A 15,239-nucleotide genomic window follows, 5' to 3' on the forward strand; every position below is an offset into this window, starting at 1 on the left:
CGCCAGCCATGATCTGATAGTTCGGGGCTTGCAAGCACTGCCGCTATGGGGTTTGGGCAAACACATGATCGTACGCGTAATGGGCGCCGCCGGCGCCGCCCTGCTGATGCTCGCCGCCGTGCCGGCATCGGCCCAGCAATTCTCGGACAGCTACAACTTCCTCAACGCCATCCGCGAGACGGATGGCGCCAAGGTGAACAAGTATCTCGAGAACAAGTCGCTCCGCATCGTCAACGCGAAGGATCGCACGACCGGCGAGGGCGCGCTGCACATCGTGACCAAGCGCAATGACGCGACCTATCTGCGCGTGCTGCTCCAGCAGGACGATATCAACGCCAACCTGCCGGACGGCCGCGGCAACACCGCGCTGATCATCGCCGCCGAGCGGGGCTGGGGCGAGGGCGTGCAGATCCTGATCAAGTACGGCGCCAATGTGAACATGGCGAACAGCAGCGGCGAGACCCCGCTGATCCGCGCCGTGCAGGTCCATGACATCGACGTGGTCCGGCAGCTGCTCGATGCCGGCGCCAATCCGGACCGCACCGACAATGTCACCGGCAAGTCCGCCCGCGACTATGCCCATGACGAGACCCGCTACCCGCAGATCGCCAAGCTGCTCAACGAAGCACCCAAGGGCGGCAAGAGCAGCGGCGCTGCCGCGCCGGCAGGCCCGAAGCTCTAAGCCCCGGCACGGAAGCCGGGCCCTTCCCGGCTTCCCCCCTCGAACATCGAAGCTGCGGCCCGGCGCCAAAGTACACGAAGTACAGGCCAAGAGCGGGTTTGTGCGCCTTTCGACGGCCCGGCACCGGCCGGAAGCGCGCCCCAAGCAGCCCTATTGCGCGCGCGGGATCCTATTCTTCCAACAGGCCTAGAACGCCGCCTCCGCATCGGGATCCAGCATCTGGATCACCCGGCGCGCGGCGCGGCGGGCGAAGGCGAGCGTAGTCTTCTTGCGGGTGGGTGCCGGCAGCGGCACCGTCGCCGCTTCACGCATCACCGCCGCGTCATAGCGATCGGCGACGATCAGCCCGGCGCGCGCCGGCAGGAAGCCTTCCTGCTCGAAGGGCCGCAGGTCGAAGCCTTCCGGCACCGCCCAGAAGAAACGGTCGCAATGCGCGAGATAATCGGTCCATTTGCCGTCACCGAGCAGATCGGCGCGCGAGACCTTGATCTCGACGATGACGATGTTGCCGCGGGAATCGATCGCCATCAGATCGGCGCGACGGCCGCCCTCGAGCGGCACTTCGGCCAGCGCGACGCAATCATGGCGCAGCAGCAGGCGCGTTACCCCGCGCGCCACATCGGCGGCGATCAGGGGGCCATCTGGCAGCGGATCTTCCGAAAGCGAAACGGCCGGGGAGGTCATCCCCGGCCGTTTAGAACATTAAGCGAACGCGGGGAACCCCGCGACTCGGCTCAACGATAGAAAACATGGTTGCCGACCGAGCCGACACGGGCGCGCTTCCAGCTCGGCTTCACGTAGCGGGCATGGAAATACAGCGCTTCCGGCACCGGCGAATCCCACTGGTCCTTCATTGCGACCTGGGCGACTGCGAGCGCCTTCTTCCACTGGCCGTTCGACGGCGGGGTCGGCAGCTTGCCGCCGCGCACGAAGGAGAACTGGCCGCGCTGGGTGACGACGCCGCACACCGAAGTGGGGAAACGGCCCGACTCGGTGCGGTTGAGGATCACATCGGCAACCGCGAGCTGGCCCGAAAGGGGCTCGCCCTTGGCTTCGTAATAGATGCTGACGGCAAGGCAGTTGAGCTCGCGGTCGAGCGACGCGGGCGCATCCTGCGCAGCCACGGCATCAGACAGCGAAGCGAAATCTTCGTCCGCATCCACATTGGGGATCGGCTGGACGATTTCCGTCTTTTCCTGGACCGGAGTCGGCGCGGCCTGGGGGGCCGGCGCGGGAACCTGCTGGAGGTTCTGGACGTTGACCTGATGAACCGGCGCATCCTGCACGGTGTTGGTCACGTCGAGCGTGGCGGCATTCGCAAGTGCGCCAGCGCAAAAAGTCACGGCCGCGAAACCCGCGGCGCGATGGATGAACTTCATTAGGGTTCGTTACTGTGCGGTTGGTGCGCGGCCGGCCCTGTTTCTCATATGGGCCGCCGGGCTTCCCCCCCGACTGCGTAACCGACCGACTTCACACCCCGGCAGGCACAACGCGATTGAAAGTGGTCGGCCCTTTCGCCGCGCGCGAGGCTTATGTCAATTCAATGTCATCGTTTCAGCGGCGAACCGTTCGCCGTCTGCGATATCCAGTTCAATCACCCAAAGATCTGAATCGCGCGCTCGACGCCGCTGCCAATAGGCGGTGACTTCGCCGTCGTCGGCAAATAACTGGGGTCCCGAGCGAATTAGGGCGGCGCCCCCATCAGGACCAAGGCCACGCTCGAAGAAGCGCGGATTGGCGCCGCGTTCGACCAGCAGCAACAGCACCGCTCCGGCCGTCGCGTCCCCCTTGGCCAGCACCATCGCGCTGCCGCCGGCACCCTCGGCACGGCGGATCAGCGCGTTGACCAGCACGCCGGTGGCGAGCCGCGCCATCAGCCCTGCGCGTAGCCGGGAAGCGTGGCGAGCGGGATACGCGAGCGCATGAAGGTGCCGGTGCCGCGCGCCGCTTCCTCGCCGGTCGCATCGATCAGCCGCGCCTCGCCCACGAACACGCGACGCTGCCCGCTAACCCAGCGCCCCTCCGCCACCACAGGGCCAGGCCCCAGAGGCTTGGTGAGCAGCAGGTTGAACTGGGTGGTCAGCACGAAGCGATCGGTGACCAGGCTGTTCACCGCGTAAAAGGCGGCGTCGTCGAGCATCTTGAAATAGCTCGTGCCATGCGCCGCGCCGGCGGCATGGAAATAGCGTTCGTCGATATTGAAGCGGATGCGCGCGACGCCGGGTTCCGGGATCTCGAGCACGGACTCGAACAGCCGGTTGATCGGCGCCGCGGCATAAAGGGATTCGAGCGCACGGAAATGCGCCTCCGCCCCCGTGGGAGACTCAGGCTGCGTCACGCGTCTCCACGCCAGCGAGCAGGGCATAGAGCGCATCGCGCGAGCCCGCGCCGCGCAGCTTGGCGGCGATGGTCTTGTCGCGCAGCAGCCGCGAGACACAGGCCAGCGCCTTGAGATGCTCGGCACCCGCGCCGACCGGCGAGAGCAGCATGAACACCAGGTCGACCGGCAGTTCGTCCACCGCGCCGAAATCGACGGGTTTGTCGAGCCGGACGAATATGCCGCAGACGCGGCGGATGGATTCGAGCTTGCCGTGCGGGATGGCGATACCGGCGCCAAAACCGGTCGAACCGAGCTTCTCGCGCTCGGAAAGCGTTTCGGCCACACCGCGGGCGTCGAGGCCGTAAGCCTCGGCCGCCGCGGCCCCCAGCGCCGCGAACAGCGCCTTCTTGCTGGCAACACTCACGCCGGAGAGCACTGCCTCCGGCACGAGCAAATCACTGATCGTCGTCATCGAAATTCCAGTTGAGGTCCGCCCCCCGGGGCCTGCCTAATACTCAGGCGGCGCGATTGGGTTCCACCCATCCGATCGTCCCGTCGCCGCGCCGATACACCATGTTATGGGCGCCCGTCGCGCTGTTTTTGAACAGCAGCGCGTTGGTATTCCGCAGGTCGAGCATCATAACTGCGTCCGAAACGGTGGCATCCGGCACATCGACGCGGGTCTCCGCGATGATCAGCGGCGCATCCGACGCCTCGTCCTCATCCACGCTTTCCTGGAACAGCGTGTAGCCGGCATTGTTGTCATAGGATCCGTTGTCATAGGCGCCATTCTCGGCGAAGGCGTTGACCACGCCATTCTGCCGATCCTTGAGCCGGCGGGTATAGCGGCGAAGCTGCTTGTCGATCCGGTCGGCCGCGCCGTCGAACGCGCCATGTGCCTCCATGCCCTTGTTGGTCGCCTTGAGGACCAGGCCCTGCATCACGTGCATCACGATGTCGCAGGTGAAGCCGTTATCGTGCGGCCCCTTGCCGAAGGTCGCCTGGGAGGAGAGGGCGCGCGAGAAATATTTGTCGGCGATCCCCTGGAGTCGTTCGGTCACCTGCTCCTTGAGCGCGGCGCCAGTCTCGACCTGATGCCCAGAAACCCGAATGTCCATCGTTCACCTCCACTTTTATGAGGACCCTAGCTGGGGCGGGGTCCGGACCGATTGACCGCGGTCAACTACCGGGATCAACTGGTCGGGGCGGTGCCCCAGAGCGGCTCCTCCATCTTGGAAAGAAAGGCTGCGTGGCGTTCGAGTTCCGCCGGACTCGCAGCAAATTGTCGTGCGGGACGCACATGTACCCGTGTCGGCGCTTCGGCGGCGGTCTCGCGGACCACCGGCGCGTCCACCGCCAGGCCAAGCGTGATCTGCCGGCCGCCGGTCAGCTCGACATAGACCTGCGCCAGCAGCGAGGCGTCGATCAGCGCGCCGTGCAGCGTGCGCTGTGTCAGATCGATGCCATAGCGCGAGCAGAGCGCATCGAGCGTATGCTTGGCGCCGGGATGCTTCACCCGCGCAATCGCCAGCGTATCGACCATGCGGCTGAGGTCGACGATGGGCCGGCCGCTGCGGATCAGCTCGCCATTGATGAAGCCGAAGTCGAAATTGGCGTTGTGCGCGATCATCGGGCTGTCGCCGATGAACTCGAGCATGTCCTCGACCACATCCTCGAACAGCGGCTTGTCCGAGAGGAACACGTCCGACAGGCCGTGGACGTTGAACGCCTCGATCGGCATCGGCCGCTGGGGATTGATATAGACGTGGAAATTGCGCCCGGTGAGCACGCGATTGACCAGCTCGACACAGCCGATCTCGACCAGCCGGTCGCCACCAGAGAAGCTGAGCCCGGTGGTTTCGGTGTCGAACACGATTTCACGCATTGCGACCTTATCCTCCCGCGCGGCCCGCTAGGCAAGCGATGACATTACGTACCACCGCGCGCGTCTCCCCGATCGTCCCGCCGGTGGGGATGACGAAGTCCGCGCGGTCGCGCTTTTCCGAGTCGGGCAGCTGGCGGGCGAGGATCGCTTCGAATCGCGCCTCGGTCATGCCCGGCCGGGCCAGCACGCGCTCGCGCTGCACTTCGGCGGGTGCGGAGACCACGGCGATCTTGTCGACATGGCGCCAGCCGCCCGCTTCGAACAGCAAGGGTATGTCGAGCACCACCAGCGGCGCATCGCGATTCGCCTGGAGAAAGGCCTCGCGCTTGTCGGCGACAGCGGGGTGGAGGATCGCTTCCAGCCGGGCAAAGGCAGTGGGATCGGCCATCACCGCCTCGCGCAGCAGCGTGCGGTTCACCCCGAGTTCGCTGGTGGTGTCGGGAAACTCGGCCTCGATCGCGGCGACGGCCTCGCCGTCCGGGCCCTGGAGCTTGTGGACCTCGGCATCGGCATCGAACACCGGCACGCCGTCTTCGGCGAACATCGCCGCCACGGTCGACTTGCCCATGCCGATCGACCCGGTGAGGCCCAGCGTGACCGGACGATCGCTCATTTCAGCAGCAGCGCGCGCAGTTCGTCGTCGCGGTCGCGCGGAGGCTCGGCGCCGAAGAACAGCTCGAAGGCGAGCGCGGCCTGGCCGACCAGCATCTCGAGCCCATCTACCGTATCGAGATCGCGGTCGCGCGCCTGGGCGAGCAGCTCGGTCTCGAGCGGGGCATAGACCGCGTCATAGACCACCGCATCCTCGGGCAGCGGCGACAGGTCGATCTCGAGCGGCGGCTGGCCGACCATGCCGAGCGCACTGGCATTCACCAGCAGCGCGGCCGGGGGCAGCTTGGCGGTGAGCGGCAGCGCCTCGCCCCTGATCCCGAAGCTGGAGAGCAGGGCCGCGCCCTTCAGCACGTTGCGGTTGAGCAAGGTGACCTTGCCGACGCCGACACGCGACAGCGCGAACAGGATCGCGCGGGCGGCACCACCCGCACCGATGACCACGACATGCTGGCCCTCGAGATCGAACCCGGCGATCGGCGCATAGAAGCCGCCGGCATCGGTGTTGGTGCCGATCAGCGCACCATCCTCGGCGCGGACCACCGTGTTGATCGCGCCGATCGAATCGCGGACGCCGCCGCGATCCTCGACGAACTCGAGCGACGCCTGCTTATGGGGCAGGGTGATGTTGCAGCCGCGCCAGTCCGGATCCGCCTTCCGCGACTCGAAATAGCCGGCAAGCTCCTCGGGCTTCACATGCGCGCGGCGATATTCGGCTTCGATGCCGAGCTGCTCCAGCCAGAAGCCATGGATCAGCGGCGACTTGGACTGGGCGATGGGGTCGCCGATCACCTCGGCATATGCAGTCATGACGTCAGAACCCCGCGGGTGCGCAGATAGGAAAGGATCGGCAGCAACGGCATGCCGAGGATGGTGAACTGGCTGCCGTCGGTGCGGCTGAACAGCTGGACGCCCGGCCCCTCGATCCGGAAGCAGCCGACGCACCCGGCGATCGCAGGCCATTCGACATCGAGATATTCCTCGATGAATTCCTCGGACAGCGGCCGGACATGGAGCTTGGCGCGATCGACAAACCGCCACACTGCACGGCCACCCTCGGCGATCACCGCGGCGCTGTAGATGTCGTGCGTCTTGCCCGACATGCGGCGGAGATGGTCGGCCGCCTGCTCGCGGCTCTCCGGTTTGTCGAGCAGCGAGCCGTCGTCGAGCGCGACCAGCGAGTCGCCGCCGAGTACCAGCGCCGTGGGGACAAGGCCGGAGACCTTGAGCGCCTTCAGCTCGGCCAGCGCATCCGCCAGGTCGCGCGGCGCGATGCCGCTCGCGAGCAAAGATTCCTTGGCCGAGGCTTCGTCGACCTGTGCCGTCACGGCTTCATGCGGCACGCCGGCATCGTTGAGCATCGCGCGGCGCGAGGCGCTTTGCGAAGCGAGTACGAGTTTCATGCTTTTCCTTTTTCGAGCGTCCGCTCGTTGCACAGCTGGATGATCGCCGCCGCGGTTTCCTCGATCGAACGCCTTGTGACGTCGATCACCGGCCAGCCATTGTCGGCGAACATCCGCCGCGCATAGGCGACTTCGCGGGTCACCGCATCCTGCTCGACATAGCTCGTCTCGGTGGCCTGGTTGAGCGAGAGCAGGCGGTTGCGACGGATCTGGATCAGCCGGTCGGCGCTGGTGGTGAGGCCGACGATCAGCGGATGCTTGAGCTTGTAGAGCTCGGGCGGCGGCGGCGATTCCACCACGATCGGGATGTTAGCGGTCTTGTAGCCGCGGTTCGCCAGGTAGATCGAAGTCGGCGTCTTGGACGAACGCGAGACGCCGGCGAGGAGGATGTCCGCCTCTTCCCAATCCTCGGCAAGCAGCCCGTCATCATGCGCGATGGTGAACTGGATCGCATCGACACGGGCGAAATAGGCGGCATCCAGCGTATGTTGCCGGCCCGGCCGCGCCTTGGCTTCCTGGCCGAGCAGGTTGGACAGTGCGTGGTTGACCGGATCGAGCGGCGCGATCGCCGGCAGGCCCATCGCGCGGCAGCGGCTCTCCAGCGTGCGGCGGATCTCCGGGTTCACCAGCGTGTAGAGCACCAGCCCCGGATTCTGGGCGATCTCCTGAAGGATCCGCTCGAGATGCGCTTCGCTGCGCACCATCGGCCAGAAGTGGCGGAGCGTTTCGACATCGTCATATTGGGCGAGTGCCGCCTTGGCGATGTTCTCCAGCGTCTCGCCGGTGGAATCGGAGAGGAGGTGGAGGTGAAGCCGCATCAGTGACCCTTGTGGAAGGCGCGGAGCGCCGCTGGGTGTGAATCTGTGGATAACATGGCTGACAGCCACTAGCGCAACCCGGCGGATGAACCAATCGGGTCAGTTTGATGACTCCCACTGGTGATTCGTCCACAGCCGCGTCCCCAACTTGTGATTCCAATCCACAGCCTGTTGAAAACGGGGACGGCGTGCGCGAATCCGAGGACTCCCGAGGGGCCGCCAGAGTCAAACTGTTGGCAACTCGCGGACGAGTGCATAAGCCCCGGCTTTCACGCGCCAACAGACTCCAACAATCTCTAGATTCATTCTTTATTGTTTTAGGAACGAGGCCCTGACCGACTCCCATTCCAAGCCGCTGCTCGAGACGCTCCAGGGTGTTCGACAGGAGACTCCGCCCGTCTGGCTGATGCGTCAGGCCGGTCGCTATCTGCCCGAATATCGCGCGCTCCGGGCCGAGAAGGGCGGATTCCTCGAACTCGCGCTCGACCCTGAAGCTGCGGCCGAGATCACCCTCCAGCCGATCCGCCGCTTCGGCATGGACGGCGCGATCCTGTTCTCCGACATCCTGATGGTGCCGATGGCGCTGGGCCAGAAACTCTGGTTCGAAACCGGCGAAGGTCCCCGCCTCGCGCCGACCGTGACGGCCCGTCAGATCCTGGATGGCCTTGAATCGCGTCCTGAGGCCCTGCAGCCGGTCTATGAGACCGTTCGGCAGGTACGGGCCGCCCTCGACCCGCGAACCACCTTCCTGGGCTTCGCAGGCAGCCCCTGGACCGTCGCCACCTATATGATCGCCGGACAGGGGAGTCGCGAGCAGGCCGAGGCGCGCAGACTCGCTTATGGCGATCCCGGACTCATGCAGGCGCTGGTCGATCGCATCGCCGACTGCACGATCGACTATCTGGCGGCACAGATCGATGCCGGCGTCGAAGCCGTACAACTGTTCGACAGCTGGGCCGGCAGCCTTTCGCCCGAGCAGTTCGAGCGCTGGGTGATCGCGCCGACCGCCCGCATCGCCGCGGCGGTGAAGGGCAAGGCACCGGTGATCGGATTCCCCAAGGGCGCCGGTGGCAAGCTGCCCGCCTATGCGCGCGAGACCGGCGTCGATGCGATCGGACTCGACGAGACGGTCGATCCGGCCTGGGCCGACACCGTGCTGCCGGAAGGGCTGCCGGTGCAGGGCAATCTCGATCCGCTCGCGCTGATCGCCGGCGGCGATACGCTCGATCGCGCGGTCGACCGGATCCTTTCGGCCTTCCCAACCCGTCCGCATGTGTTCAATCTCGGGCACGGCATCCAGCAGGACACGCCGATCGAGCATGTCGAGCGGCTGCTGGCGCGGATCAGGGGGTAGAGATGGCGGGATTCCTCGGTGGGGCGTATCTTTGGGTCAAGGCGTTCCACATCATCTTCGTGATCTTCTGGATGGCCGGCCTGTTCCTGCTGCCGCGCTATCTCGTCCATCACCAGGAAGCGCTGGGCACGCCCGAGGCAGCCGCCTGGGAAAAGCGCGAGGCGCTGCTCCGTCGAATGATCCTCACGCCCTCGATCGGGATCGTCTGGCTGCTCGGCCTGATGCTCGCCGCCAATCTCGGCCTGTTCGAAGGCGGAGCAGGGCTCGGTTGGCTCCATGCCAAGCTGCTGATCGTGTTCCTGCTTTCCGGCTATCACGGCTGGGCGGTCGGCTATTCGAAGAAGCTGGCGAAGGGGCAGGGTGCGATCGCGCCGCGGACGCTGCGGATGGTCGGCGAAGTGCCGGCGCTGGCGGTGATCCTCATCGTTATCCTCGCGGTGGTGAAGCCCTTCTGAGCGTTGGCGTAATTTAGTTGCGCCATTTCGGTTTGTCGCCGCAACTTACCGCTTGCCGCAAAAGCGCATACCAGACCGCGGAGACCGGTTGACTTGGGGGTAGGCCACTCCTAATTCGGCGCTGTGGACCGGGTCACCGGGCCATCCCTCCTCCAAGCATCGTTATTCGCGCGCGACTCTACCCGCCGACCGACGCTCCCCCCAGCATCCAAGCACCCGGACTCCCAATGCATCTCAAGGACCTCAAGAAGAAAGCCCCCGCCGAACTGGTCTCGATGGCCGAGGAGCTCGGCGTGGAGAGCGCTTCGACGCTGCGCAAGCAGGACCTGCTGTTCGGCATCCTCAAGGCAGAGGCCGAGAATGGCGAGCAGATCCTGGGCCTGGGCACGATCGAGGTGCTGCCGGACGGCTTCGGCTTCCTGCGCAGCCCCGAGGCGAACTATCTCGCCGGCCCGGACGACATCTATGTCTCGCCCAACCAGGTCCGCAAGTTCGGCCTGCGCACCGGCGATACGGTGGAAGGCGAGATCCGCGCGCCCAAGGATGGCGAGCGCTATTTCGCCCTGGTGCGCCTGGTCTCGGTCAATTTCGATGATCCCGACGCGGTCCGTCACCGCGTCAACTTCGACAACCTCACCCCGCTCTATCCCGAGAGCAAGCTGACGCTCGACCAGCTCGACCCGACCCAGAAGGACAAGTCGGCCCGCGTCATCGACATCGTCTCGCCGCAGGGCAAGGGCCAGCGCACGCTGATCGTCGCGCCGCCGCGCGTCGGCAAGACGGTGATGCTGCAGAACATCGCCAAGGCGATCACCGACAACCATCCCGAAGTCTTCCTGATCGTGCTGCTCATCGACGAGCGCCCCGAGGAAGTCACCGACATGCAGCGCTCGGTGAAGGGCGAGGTGATCTCCTCGACCTTCGACGAGCCGGCCCAGCGCCACGTGCAAGTCTCTGAAATGGTTATCGAAAAGGCAAAGCGCCTGGTCGAGCACAAGAAGGATGTGGTCATCCTGCTCGATTCGATCACTCGTCTTGGCCGCGCCTACAACACCGTGGTGCCTTCGTCGGGCAAGGTGCTGACCGGCGGTGTCGACGCCAACGCCCTGCAGCGCCCGAAGCGCTTCTTCGGCGCCGCGCGCAACATCGAAGAGGGCGGTTCGCTCTCGATCATTGCCACTGCGCTGATCGACACTGGCAGCCGCATGGACGAAGTCATCTTCGAAGAGTTCAAGGGCACCGGTAACTCGGAAATCGTCCTCGACCGCAAGGTGGCGGACAAGCGCATCTTCCCGGCGCTCGACGTCGGCAAGTCGGGCACCCGCAAGGAAGAGCTGCTGGTCGACAAGGCCAAGCTCACCAAGATGTGGGTGCTGCGCCGCATCCTCATGCAGATGGGCACCGTCGATGCGATGGAGTTCCTGCTCGACAAGATGAAGGACTCGAAGACCAACGAGGATTTCTTCGACTCGATGAACCAGTAAGCTGTCCCACGCTCCACGTGGAACAGGACGAAAAGGCCGGGCCCAGCGCCCGGCCTTTTTCGTTTTGATGCTGGATGCGCCCGACGCTTGCATGCCGCTGCAAGCGCGTTAGGGCTTAGCCGATGCTCGACATGCTCTTCAGCGCCGCCGCAGCCGGAATCGGCTCTCCTGCCGATATCTGGCAGCATATCCTCGCCGATTTCTCGAACCTGGGCGATCCGTCCGCGCTCGCCGCATTCGGCTCGGTGCTGATGATCGATCTGGTGCTGGCGGGCGACAATGCGATCGTTGTCGGTGCGCTTGCCGCGGGGCTGCCCGCCGAGCAGCGCAAGAAGGTCATCCTGATCGGCATCGGCGCCGCGCTGGTCCTGCGCATCGCCTTTGCGCTGATCGTCAGCTGGCTGATGGGCATTGTCGGCCTGATCTTCGCCGGTGGCCTGCTGCTGCTCTGGGTGAGCTGGAAGTTCTGGCGCGAGATCCGCGAGGGTGGCCCGCATGCCGATGAGGTGGAATCGGGCCTGAAGCCGGCCAGGAGCTTCGCCGCGGCCGCCTGGGCGGTTGCGGTTGCCGACGTCTCGATGAGCCTCGACAATGTCCTGGCGGTCGCCGGCGCGGCCCGCGAGCATCCCGGTATCCTCGTCGTCGGGCTGCTGCTCTCGGTGGCGCTGATGGGCATCGCGGCAAACCTGATCGCCAAGCTGATCAACCGCTATCCCTGGATCGCCTATATCGGCCTGATCGTGATCGTCTTCGTGGCGTTCCGCATGATCTATGAAGGCTGGGTGGGCACGCACGAGACGCCGGGGATCACCAGCTTCTTCTGAAGATGATTACCAGGTCTCCCGTGCTTGCGGGAGGAGAGGGAAGGCCGGGCATTGCCCGGCCTTTTCCGTTTCACAGGCTAGTGCGACCTAATGCGCCACTGCCTTGGAAAACAGGTTCATCACCACCACACCGGCGATGATCAGTCCCAGCCCAAGCATTGCCGGCATATCGAGCTTCTGCCCCTGGAAAATCCAGGCGATCGCCGTGATCAACACGATCCCCACGCCGGACCAGATCGCATAGGCGATTCCCGTCGGGATCGTCCGCAGGGTGAGCGACAGGCAGTAAAAGGCAGCCGCATAGGCAATGACCGTGACCAGGCTCGGCACCAGGCGGGTGAAGCCTTCGGACTGTTTCATGAAGCTGGTGCCGAGTACTTCGGCGGCGATGGCGATACTCAGGAAGAGATAGTTCATGGCGGACTCCGATTGGGTTCGGAGCCGCAGGCCATGCGTCGCGCCGAACCGGGTTCGTTGGACGCCGAGGCTGAGAAGAACCCGCGTGCGGGCGCAGGAGCCACCACCCTGCTGCTCTATTTTCGACGGCTCGAACTCTAGGCTGATGCGATCCGCCTGTCACGTCGCCGGCAGGAGCGAAAGGCGGCGCGCTCACAGGAACACGCCGCCTTCAAAACAACTTATCCCAGGTTCTTCGCAAAGAACTCGGCAGTGCGAGCGTCGGCCAGCCTGGCAGCTTCATCCGAGCGTCGCTTGCCGAAGGTGTCGGCGAAGCCGTGATCCTCGCCGGCATAGTCGTACAGCGTGACCTTGGGGTGATCGTCCAGGCCGGCATGCATCGCCGCCTGGGCTTCCGGGGTCACGAAGTGATCGGCTTGGGGAATATGCATGAGCACCGGGCGCGAGATGCCGTGCTTCTCGCCGAGCAGATTGTCGATGCCCACGCCATAATAGCCGACGCTCGCATCGCTGTCGGTCCGCGTCGCGCTCATGAATGCCAGGCGCCCGCCCAGGCAGAAACCGACCACGCCGACCTTGCCGCCCTCGCCGAGCTGGGCACGCGCCGCGCGGATCGTTGCCTCGATATCGCGGATCCCGGCGTCCTGGTTGAACTTGCCCATCAGCGCGAGCGCCTGCTGGAACTGCTCGGGCACATCGGCATCGAGCTGGATGCCCGGCTCGAGGCGCCAGAACAGATCGGGCGCGAGGCTGAGATAGCCCTTCGCCGCCCAGTCGTCGCACTTTTGGCGGATGCCCGGGTTCACGCCGAAGATCTCCTGGATCACGATCACCGCTGCCTTGGGCGTGCCCTCGGGCCGGGCGACATAGGCCTGGAAGCTGCCGCTGTCGTCGATCGTGTCGATGCTGATCATCTCGCTCACAATAAGGTCCTTCCGGAATAGCGCCGCTCATGATCGAGCAGCCAGGATTTGGTCTTGGGCCCGTCGCCGCCCGAATAATTGCCGAGGCAGCCGCCATCGGCGAGCACGCGGTGGCAGGGGACGAGGATGGGAAAGGGATTGCGCGAGCAAAGCTGACCGATCGCCCGCGCGCTCGATCCGGTCCGGCGCGCGAGTTCGCCATAGCTTAGCGTCTCACCGTAACCGATGCCGATCATCGCGGCGCGCAACTCCGTTCCACGTGAAGTCGGCAGGCGTTCGAGCGGCAGGTTAAAGTCATGCCGCGCACCGGCGAACCAGGATTCGAGTTGCTCGAGCGCGCTGCGGACCGCAGTTGCGCCGGCAGGGCACGGCGATTCTGCGCCACCGATCGTCACCGAAACCAGCATGTCTTCGCCGCCATCCACCCGCACCGGGCCGATGGGCGTTGCGATCACACCATGGTCGCGCGCATACATGGTTCCGAACTAGCAGCCGCATCGCGGCGCGCGCAACGGAGATAGCCATGAAGATCAACGTCGAGGTGGATTGCACGCCCGAGGAAGCGCGCCGGGCGATGGGCCTGCCCGACCTGGGGCCGGTCCATGAGCGCTATGTTTCGATGATGGTCGATGCGATCAACAAGCATGGCAGCCCCGAGGCCTTCCAGCAGATGCTGCAGAGCTGGTCGCCGATGGGCGAGGCGGGGATGGGTTTCTGGCGCGCGATGTTCGATGCAGGCACCGGGAGCAAGACCGACAAGTAATGGATACGATCTACGCGGTTTCCAGCGGCGCTCCGCCCGCCGCGATCGCAGTGCTGCGGGTGAGCGGTCCGCATGCTTTTGAAATGGTGCGGGCGTTCGCCGGCGATCTGCCGAAGCCGCGCCGCGCTGCGGTGCGCGCGTTGCGGGATCCCGCGGATGGCGCGCTGCTCGATCGTGCGATCGTGCTCTGCTTTCCGGGGCCGAACACCGCGACGGGCGAGGACCTGGCCGAATTCCATCTCCATGGTGGCCGCGCCGTGGTCCGCGCGGTCGAGGCGGCGCTGGCTGCCCGGCCGGGGCTCCGGTCGGCCGAGCCGGGCGAGTTCACCCGGCGCGCGCTGATCCATGGCCGGATCGACCTGAGCGAAGCCGAGGGGCTGGGCGACCTGCTGATGGCCGAAACCGAGGCCCAGCGCCGGTCGGCGATCCGGTCGGCGGAAGGCGCGGTGCGTCGCGCCGTCGAGGATTGGACGGATCGGTTGCTCGGGCTTGCCGCCCGGGTCGAGGCCGAGCTCGATCATAGCGATGAGGATGACGTCGCCGACGCAGCGCTGCTCCCGGTGATCCGATCGGGTGCGGCTTCCCTGGCGGCGGATATCGAAGCGATTGCCGATCGCCCGCCGGTCGAGCGGTTGCGCGACGGCATAAGGGTCGTGCTCGCCGGACCGCCCAATGCCGGCAAGTCGTCGTTGCTCAATGCCATGGCGGGTCGTGATGCGGCGATCGTCTCGCCGATCTCGGGTACCACGCGCGATCGGATCGAGGCGCCCGTGGTGCGTGGCGGGATCGCCTGGCTGCTGATCGACACTGCCGGCCTGGCGGCGCTGCCCGGCGACGAGATCGAAGCGATCGGCATCGCCCGCGCCCAGGCAGCCCAGGCGGAGGCAGACATCCTGCTCTGGCTTGGCGACGAGACCCCGCCCGCGCACGATCATCTGCTTTGGCTGAATCCTCGCGCCGATCTGCCGGGGCGGGGAGCAAGCGAGGGGCGGCTATCGCTGTCCTCGCGAACGGGCGAGGGCATGGATGCGCTCTGGCATGCCCTGGCGAGGCTTGCGGGCGATCTGCTGCCACCACCCGATCAGATGGCACTCAATGCTCGTCAGCGGGAGCTGTCCCTAGGTGCGGCGGCCGCGCTGCGGGCGATTGAGTGGGAAAATGACCTGCTGCTGATCGCGGAGCATCTTCGTTCCGCCATGCGTGCCTTCGACGCGATCACGGGCCGGGCGGGGGTGGAGGCGATGCTCGATGCGCTGTTCGGGCGTTTCTGCATAGGTAAATAGATGTTCCACGTGGAACGCT

At 65.7% G+C, this 15,239-nt stretch carries 21 protein-coding genes; 7 read left to right on the top strand and 14 right to left on the bottom strand.

Annotated features, from left to right (window positions below; genetic code table 11):
• Positions 1–64 precede the first annotated feature (64 nt).
• Positions 65–682, top strand: coding sequence for an ankyrin repeat domain-containing protein (locus AC1RJ5_RS14150; protein WP_269573336.1), 618 nt, complete (start codon positions 65–67; stop codon positions 680–682).
• A 186-nt stretch (positions 683–868) separates the two neighbouring features.
• On the opposite strand, the gene AC1RJ5_RS14155 is transcribed toward AC1RJ5_RS14150, so the two are convergent.
• The 11 genes from AC1RJ5_RS14155 to AC1RJ5_RS14205 form a co-directional block, all read right to left on the bottom strand.
• Complete coding sequence (locus AC1RJ5_RS14155; RefSeq protein ID WP_269573335.1) at positions 869–1,366, bottom strand: MmcB family DNA repair protein; 498 nt, start codon at positions 1,364–1,366, stop codon at positions 869–871.
• Between the two features lie 50 nt (positions 1,367–1,416).
• The gene (locus AC1RJ5_RS14160) at positions 1,417–2,025 is read right to left on the bottom strand and encodes a cell wall hydrolase (RefSeq protein WP_269573334.1); all 609 of its coding nucleotides are present in this window, start codon (positions 2,023–2,025) and stop codon (positions 1,417–1,419) included.
• 192 nt (positions 2,026–2,217) lie between these two features.
• A complete protein-coding gene (locus AC1RJ5_RS14165; protein ID WP_446745953.1) occupies positions 2,218–2,556 on the bottom strand; it encodes a DUF1491 family protein in 339 nt (112 codons plus the stop codon).
• Complete coding sequence (locus AC1RJ5_RS14170) at positions 2,556–3,047, bottom strand: PaaI family thioesterase (protein ID WP_269576531.1); 492 nt, start codon at positions 3,045–3,047, stop codon at positions 2,556–2,558. The genes AC1RJ5_RS14165 and AC1RJ5_RS14170 overlap by 1 nt, the downstream gene beginning before the upstream one ends.
• Positions 3,007–3,474, bottom strand: a complete 468-nt coding sequence (locus tag AC1RJ5_RS14175; protein WP_184163303.1) for a PTS sugar transporter subunit IIA — start codon at positions 3,472–3,474, stop codon at positions 3,007–3,009. The genes AC1RJ5_RS14170 and AC1RJ5_RS14175 overlap by 41 nt, the downstream gene beginning before the upstream one ends.
• A gap of 43 nt (positions 3,475–3,517) precedes the next feature.
• Positions 3,518–4,120 carry a ribosome hibernation-promoting factor, HPF/YfiA family gene (gene hpf / locus AC1RJ5_RS14180; RefSeq protein WP_184163307.1) on the bottom strand — a complete coding sequence of 201 codons (603 nt, stop codon included), beginning with the start codon at positions 4,118–4,120 and terminating at the stop codon, positions 3,518–3,520.
• Positions 4,121–4,194: 74 nt separating this feature from the next.
• Positions 4,195–4,887: a DNA polymerase III subunit epsilon gene (gene dnaQ / locus AC1RJ5_RS14185; RefSeq protein WP_269573333.1), complete on the bottom strand. Its 693-nt coding sequence runs from the start codon at positions 4,885–4,887 to the stop codon at positions 4,195–4,197.
• Positions 4,888–4,894: 7 nt separating this feature from the next.
• Positions 4,895–5,500, bottom strand: coding sequence for a dephospho-CoA kinase (gene coaE / locus AC1RJ5_RS14190; protein WP_493113893.1), 606 nt, complete (start codon positions 5,498–5,500; stop codon positions 4,895–4,897).
• Positions 5,497–6,306 carry a shikimate dehydrogenase gene (gene aroE, locus AC1RJ5_RS14195; RefSeq protein ID WP_493113895.1) on the bottom strand — a complete coding sequence of 270 codons (810 nt, stop codon included), beginning with the start codon at positions 6,304–6,306 and terminating at the stop codon, positions 5,497–5,499. Before aroE ends, coaE begins: the two co-directional genes overlap by 4 nt.
• Positions 6,303–6,857 (bottom strand): Maf family protein, encoded by a 555-nt coding sequence (locus AC1RJ5_RS14200; RefSeq protein ID WP_269576530.1) that lies wholly within the window; start codon positions 6,855–6,857, stop codon positions 6,303–6,305. Before AC1RJ5_RS14200 ends, aroE begins: the two co-directional genes overlap by 4 nt.
• Positions 6,858–6,895: 38 nt before the next feature.
• The gene (locus AC1RJ5_RS14205; RefSeq protein ID WP_269576529.1) at positions 6,896–7,720 is read right to left on the bottom strand and encodes a pyruvate, water dikinase regulatory protein; all 825 of its coding nucleotides are present in this window, start codon (positions 7,718–7,720) and stop codon (positions 6,896–6,898) included.
• Between the two features lie 301 nt (positions 7,721–8,021).
• On the opposite strand from AC1RJ5_RS14205, the gene hemE reads away from it, so the two are divergent.
• The 4 genes from hemE to AC1RJ5_RS14225 all read left to right on the top strand — a co-directional run bounded on the left by hemE (position 8,022) and on the right by AC1RJ5_RS14225 (position 11,834).
• The gene (hemE, locus tag AC1RJ5_RS14210) at positions 8,022–9,071 is read left to right on the top strand and encodes a uroporphyrinogen decarboxylase (RefSeq protein ID WP_493114703.1); all 1,050 of its coding nucleotides are present in this window, start codon (positions 8,022–8,024) and stop codon (positions 9,069–9,071) included.
• Between the two features lie 2 nt (positions 9,072–9,073).
• On the top strand, positions 9,074–9,526 hold the full coding sequence (locus AC1RJ5_RS14215; protein ID WP_493113897.1) for a CopD family protein: 453 nt from the start codon (positions 9,074–9,076) through the stop codon (positions 9,524–9,526).
• A gap of 227 nt (positions 9,527–9,753) precedes the next feature.
• Positions 9,754–11,010 (top strand): transcription termination factor Rho, encoded by a 1,257-nt coding sequence (gene rho, locus AC1RJ5_RS14220; protein WP_184163328.1) that lies wholly within the window; start codon positions 9,754–9,756, stop codon positions 11,008–11,010.
• 122 nt (positions 11,011–11,132) lie between these two features.
• Positions 11,133–11,834, top strand: a complete 702-nt coding sequence (locus AC1RJ5_RS14225) for a TerC family protein (RefSeq protein WP_493113899.1) — start codon at positions 11,133–11,135, stop codon at positions 11,832–11,834.
• Between the two features lie 87 nt (positions 11,835–11,921).
• On the opposite strand, the gene AC1RJ5_RS14230 is transcribed toward AC1RJ5_RS14225, so the two are convergent.
• The 3 genes from AC1RJ5_RS14230 to AC1RJ5_RS14240 all read right to left on the bottom strand — a co-directional run bounded on the left by AC1RJ5_RS14230 (position 11,922) and on the right by AC1RJ5_RS14240 (position 13,650).
• Positions 11,922–12,251 carry an SMR family transporter gene (locus AC1RJ5_RS14230; protein ID WP_269573327.1) on the bottom strand — a complete coding sequence of 110 codons (330 nt, stop codon included), beginning with the start codon at positions 12,249–12,251 and terminating at the stop codon, positions 11,922–11,924.
• Positions 12,252–12,472: 221 nt separating this feature from the next.
• Positions 12,473–13,174, bottom strand: a complete 702-nt coding sequence (locus AC1RJ5_RS14235) for a dienelactone hydrolase family protein (protein ID WP_493113901.1) — start codon at positions 13,172–13,174, stop codon at positions 12,473–12,475.
• Entirely contained in the window at positions 13,171–13,650 is a 480-nt protein-coding gene (locus AC1RJ5_RS14240) for a methylated-DNA--[protein]-cysteine S-methyltransferase (RefSeq protein ID WP_493113903.1), read from the bottom strand. Before AC1RJ5_RS14240 ends, AC1RJ5_RS14235 begins: the two co-directional genes overlap by 4 nt.
• A 47-nt stretch (positions 13,651–13,697) precedes the next feature.
• On the opposite strand from AC1RJ5_RS14240, the gene AC1RJ5_RS14245 reads away from it, so the two are divergent.
• Complete coding sequence (locus AC1RJ5_RS14245) at positions 13,698–13,937, top strand: DUF6489 family protein (protein WP_184163342.1); 240 nt, start codon at positions 13,698–13,700, stop codon at positions 13,935–13,937.
• Positions 13,937–15,220, top strand: coding sequence for a tRNA uridine-5-carboxymethylaminomethyl(34) synthesis GTPase MnmE (gene mnmE / locus AC1RJ5_RS14250; protein ID WP_493113905.1), 1,284 nt, complete (start codon positions 13,937–13,939; stop codon positions 15,218–15,220). Before AC1RJ5_RS14245 ends, mnmE begins: the two co-directional genes overlap by 1 nt.
• The last annotated feature ends 19 nt before the right edge of the window (positions 15,221–15,239 follow it).

It is taken from the genome of Sphingomonas sp. GW822-FHT03G08 (assembly GCF_058801135.1).

Bases quoted from the DNA above. Each gene is read 5' to 3' on its own strand.
- AC1RJ5_RS14150 (WP_269573336.1), top strand. From the start codon at position 65: ATGATCGTACGCGTAATGGGCGCCGCCGGCGCCGCCCTGCTGATGCTC.
- AC1RJ5_RS14155 (WP_269573335.1), bottom strand. From the start codon at position 1,366: ATGACCTCCCCGGCCGTTTCGCTTTCGGAAGATCCGCTGCCAGATGGC.
- AC1RJ5_RS14165 (WP_446745953.1), bottom strand. From the start codon at position 2,556: ATGGCGCGGCTCGCCACCGGCGTGCTGGTCAACGCGCTGATCCGCCGT.
- AC1RJ5_RS14170 (WP_269576531.1), bottom strand. From the start codon at position 3,047: ATGCCCTGCTCGCTGGCGTGGAGACGCGTGACGCAGCCTGAGTCTCCC.
- AC1RJ5_RS14175 (WP_184163303.1), bottom strand. From the start codon at position 3,474: ATGACGACGATCAGTGATTTGCTCGTGCCGGAGGCAGTGCTCTCCGGC.
- hpf (WP_184163307.1), bottom strand. From the start codon at position 4,120: ATGGACATTCGGGTTTCTGGGCATCAGGTCGAGACTGGCGCCGCGCTC.
- dnaQ (WP_269573333.1), bottom strand. From the start codon at position 4,887: ATGCGTGAAATCGTGTTCGACACCGAAACCACCGGGCTCAGCTTCTCT.
- coaE (WP_493113893.1), bottom strand. From the start codon at position 5,500: ATGAGCGATCGTCCGGTCACGCTGGGCCTCACCGGGTCGATCGGCATG.
- aroE (WP_493113895.1), bottom strand. From the start codon at position 6,306: ATGACTGCATATGCCGAGGTGATCGGCGACCCCATCGCCCAGTCCAAG.
- AC1RJ5_RS14200 (WP_269576530.1), bottom strand. From the start codon at position 6,857: ATGCTCAACGATGCCGGCGTGCCGCATGAAGCCGTGACGGCACAGGTC.
- AC1RJ5_RS14215 (WP_493113897.1), top strand. From the start codon at position 9,074: ATGGCGGGATTCCTCGGTGGGGCGTATCTTTGGGTCAAGGCGTTCCAC.
- rho (WP_184163328.1), top strand. From the start codon at position 9,754: ATGCATCTCAAGGACCTCAAGAAGAAAGCCCCCGCCGAACTGGTCTCG.
- AC1RJ5_RS14225 (WP_493113899.1), top strand. From the start codon at position 11,133: ATGCTCGACATGCTCTTCAGCGCCGCCGCAGCCGGAATCGGCTCTCCT.
- AC1RJ5_RS14230 (WP_269573327.1), bottom strand. From the start codon at position 12,251: ATGAACTATCTCTTCCTGAGTATCGCCATCGCCGCCGAAGTACTCGGC.
- AC1RJ5_RS14240 (WP_493113903.1), bottom strand. From the start codon at position 13,650: ATGTATGCGCGCGACCATGGTGTGATCGCAACGCCCATCGGCCCGGTG.
- AC1RJ5_RS14245 (WP_184163342.1), top strand. From the start codon at position 13,698: ATGAAGATCAACGTCGAGGTGGATTGCACGCCCGAGGAAGCGCGCCGG.
- mnmE (WP_493113905.1), top strand. From the start codon at position 13,937: ATGGATACGATCTACGCGGTTTCCAGCGGCGCTCCGCCCGCCGCGATC.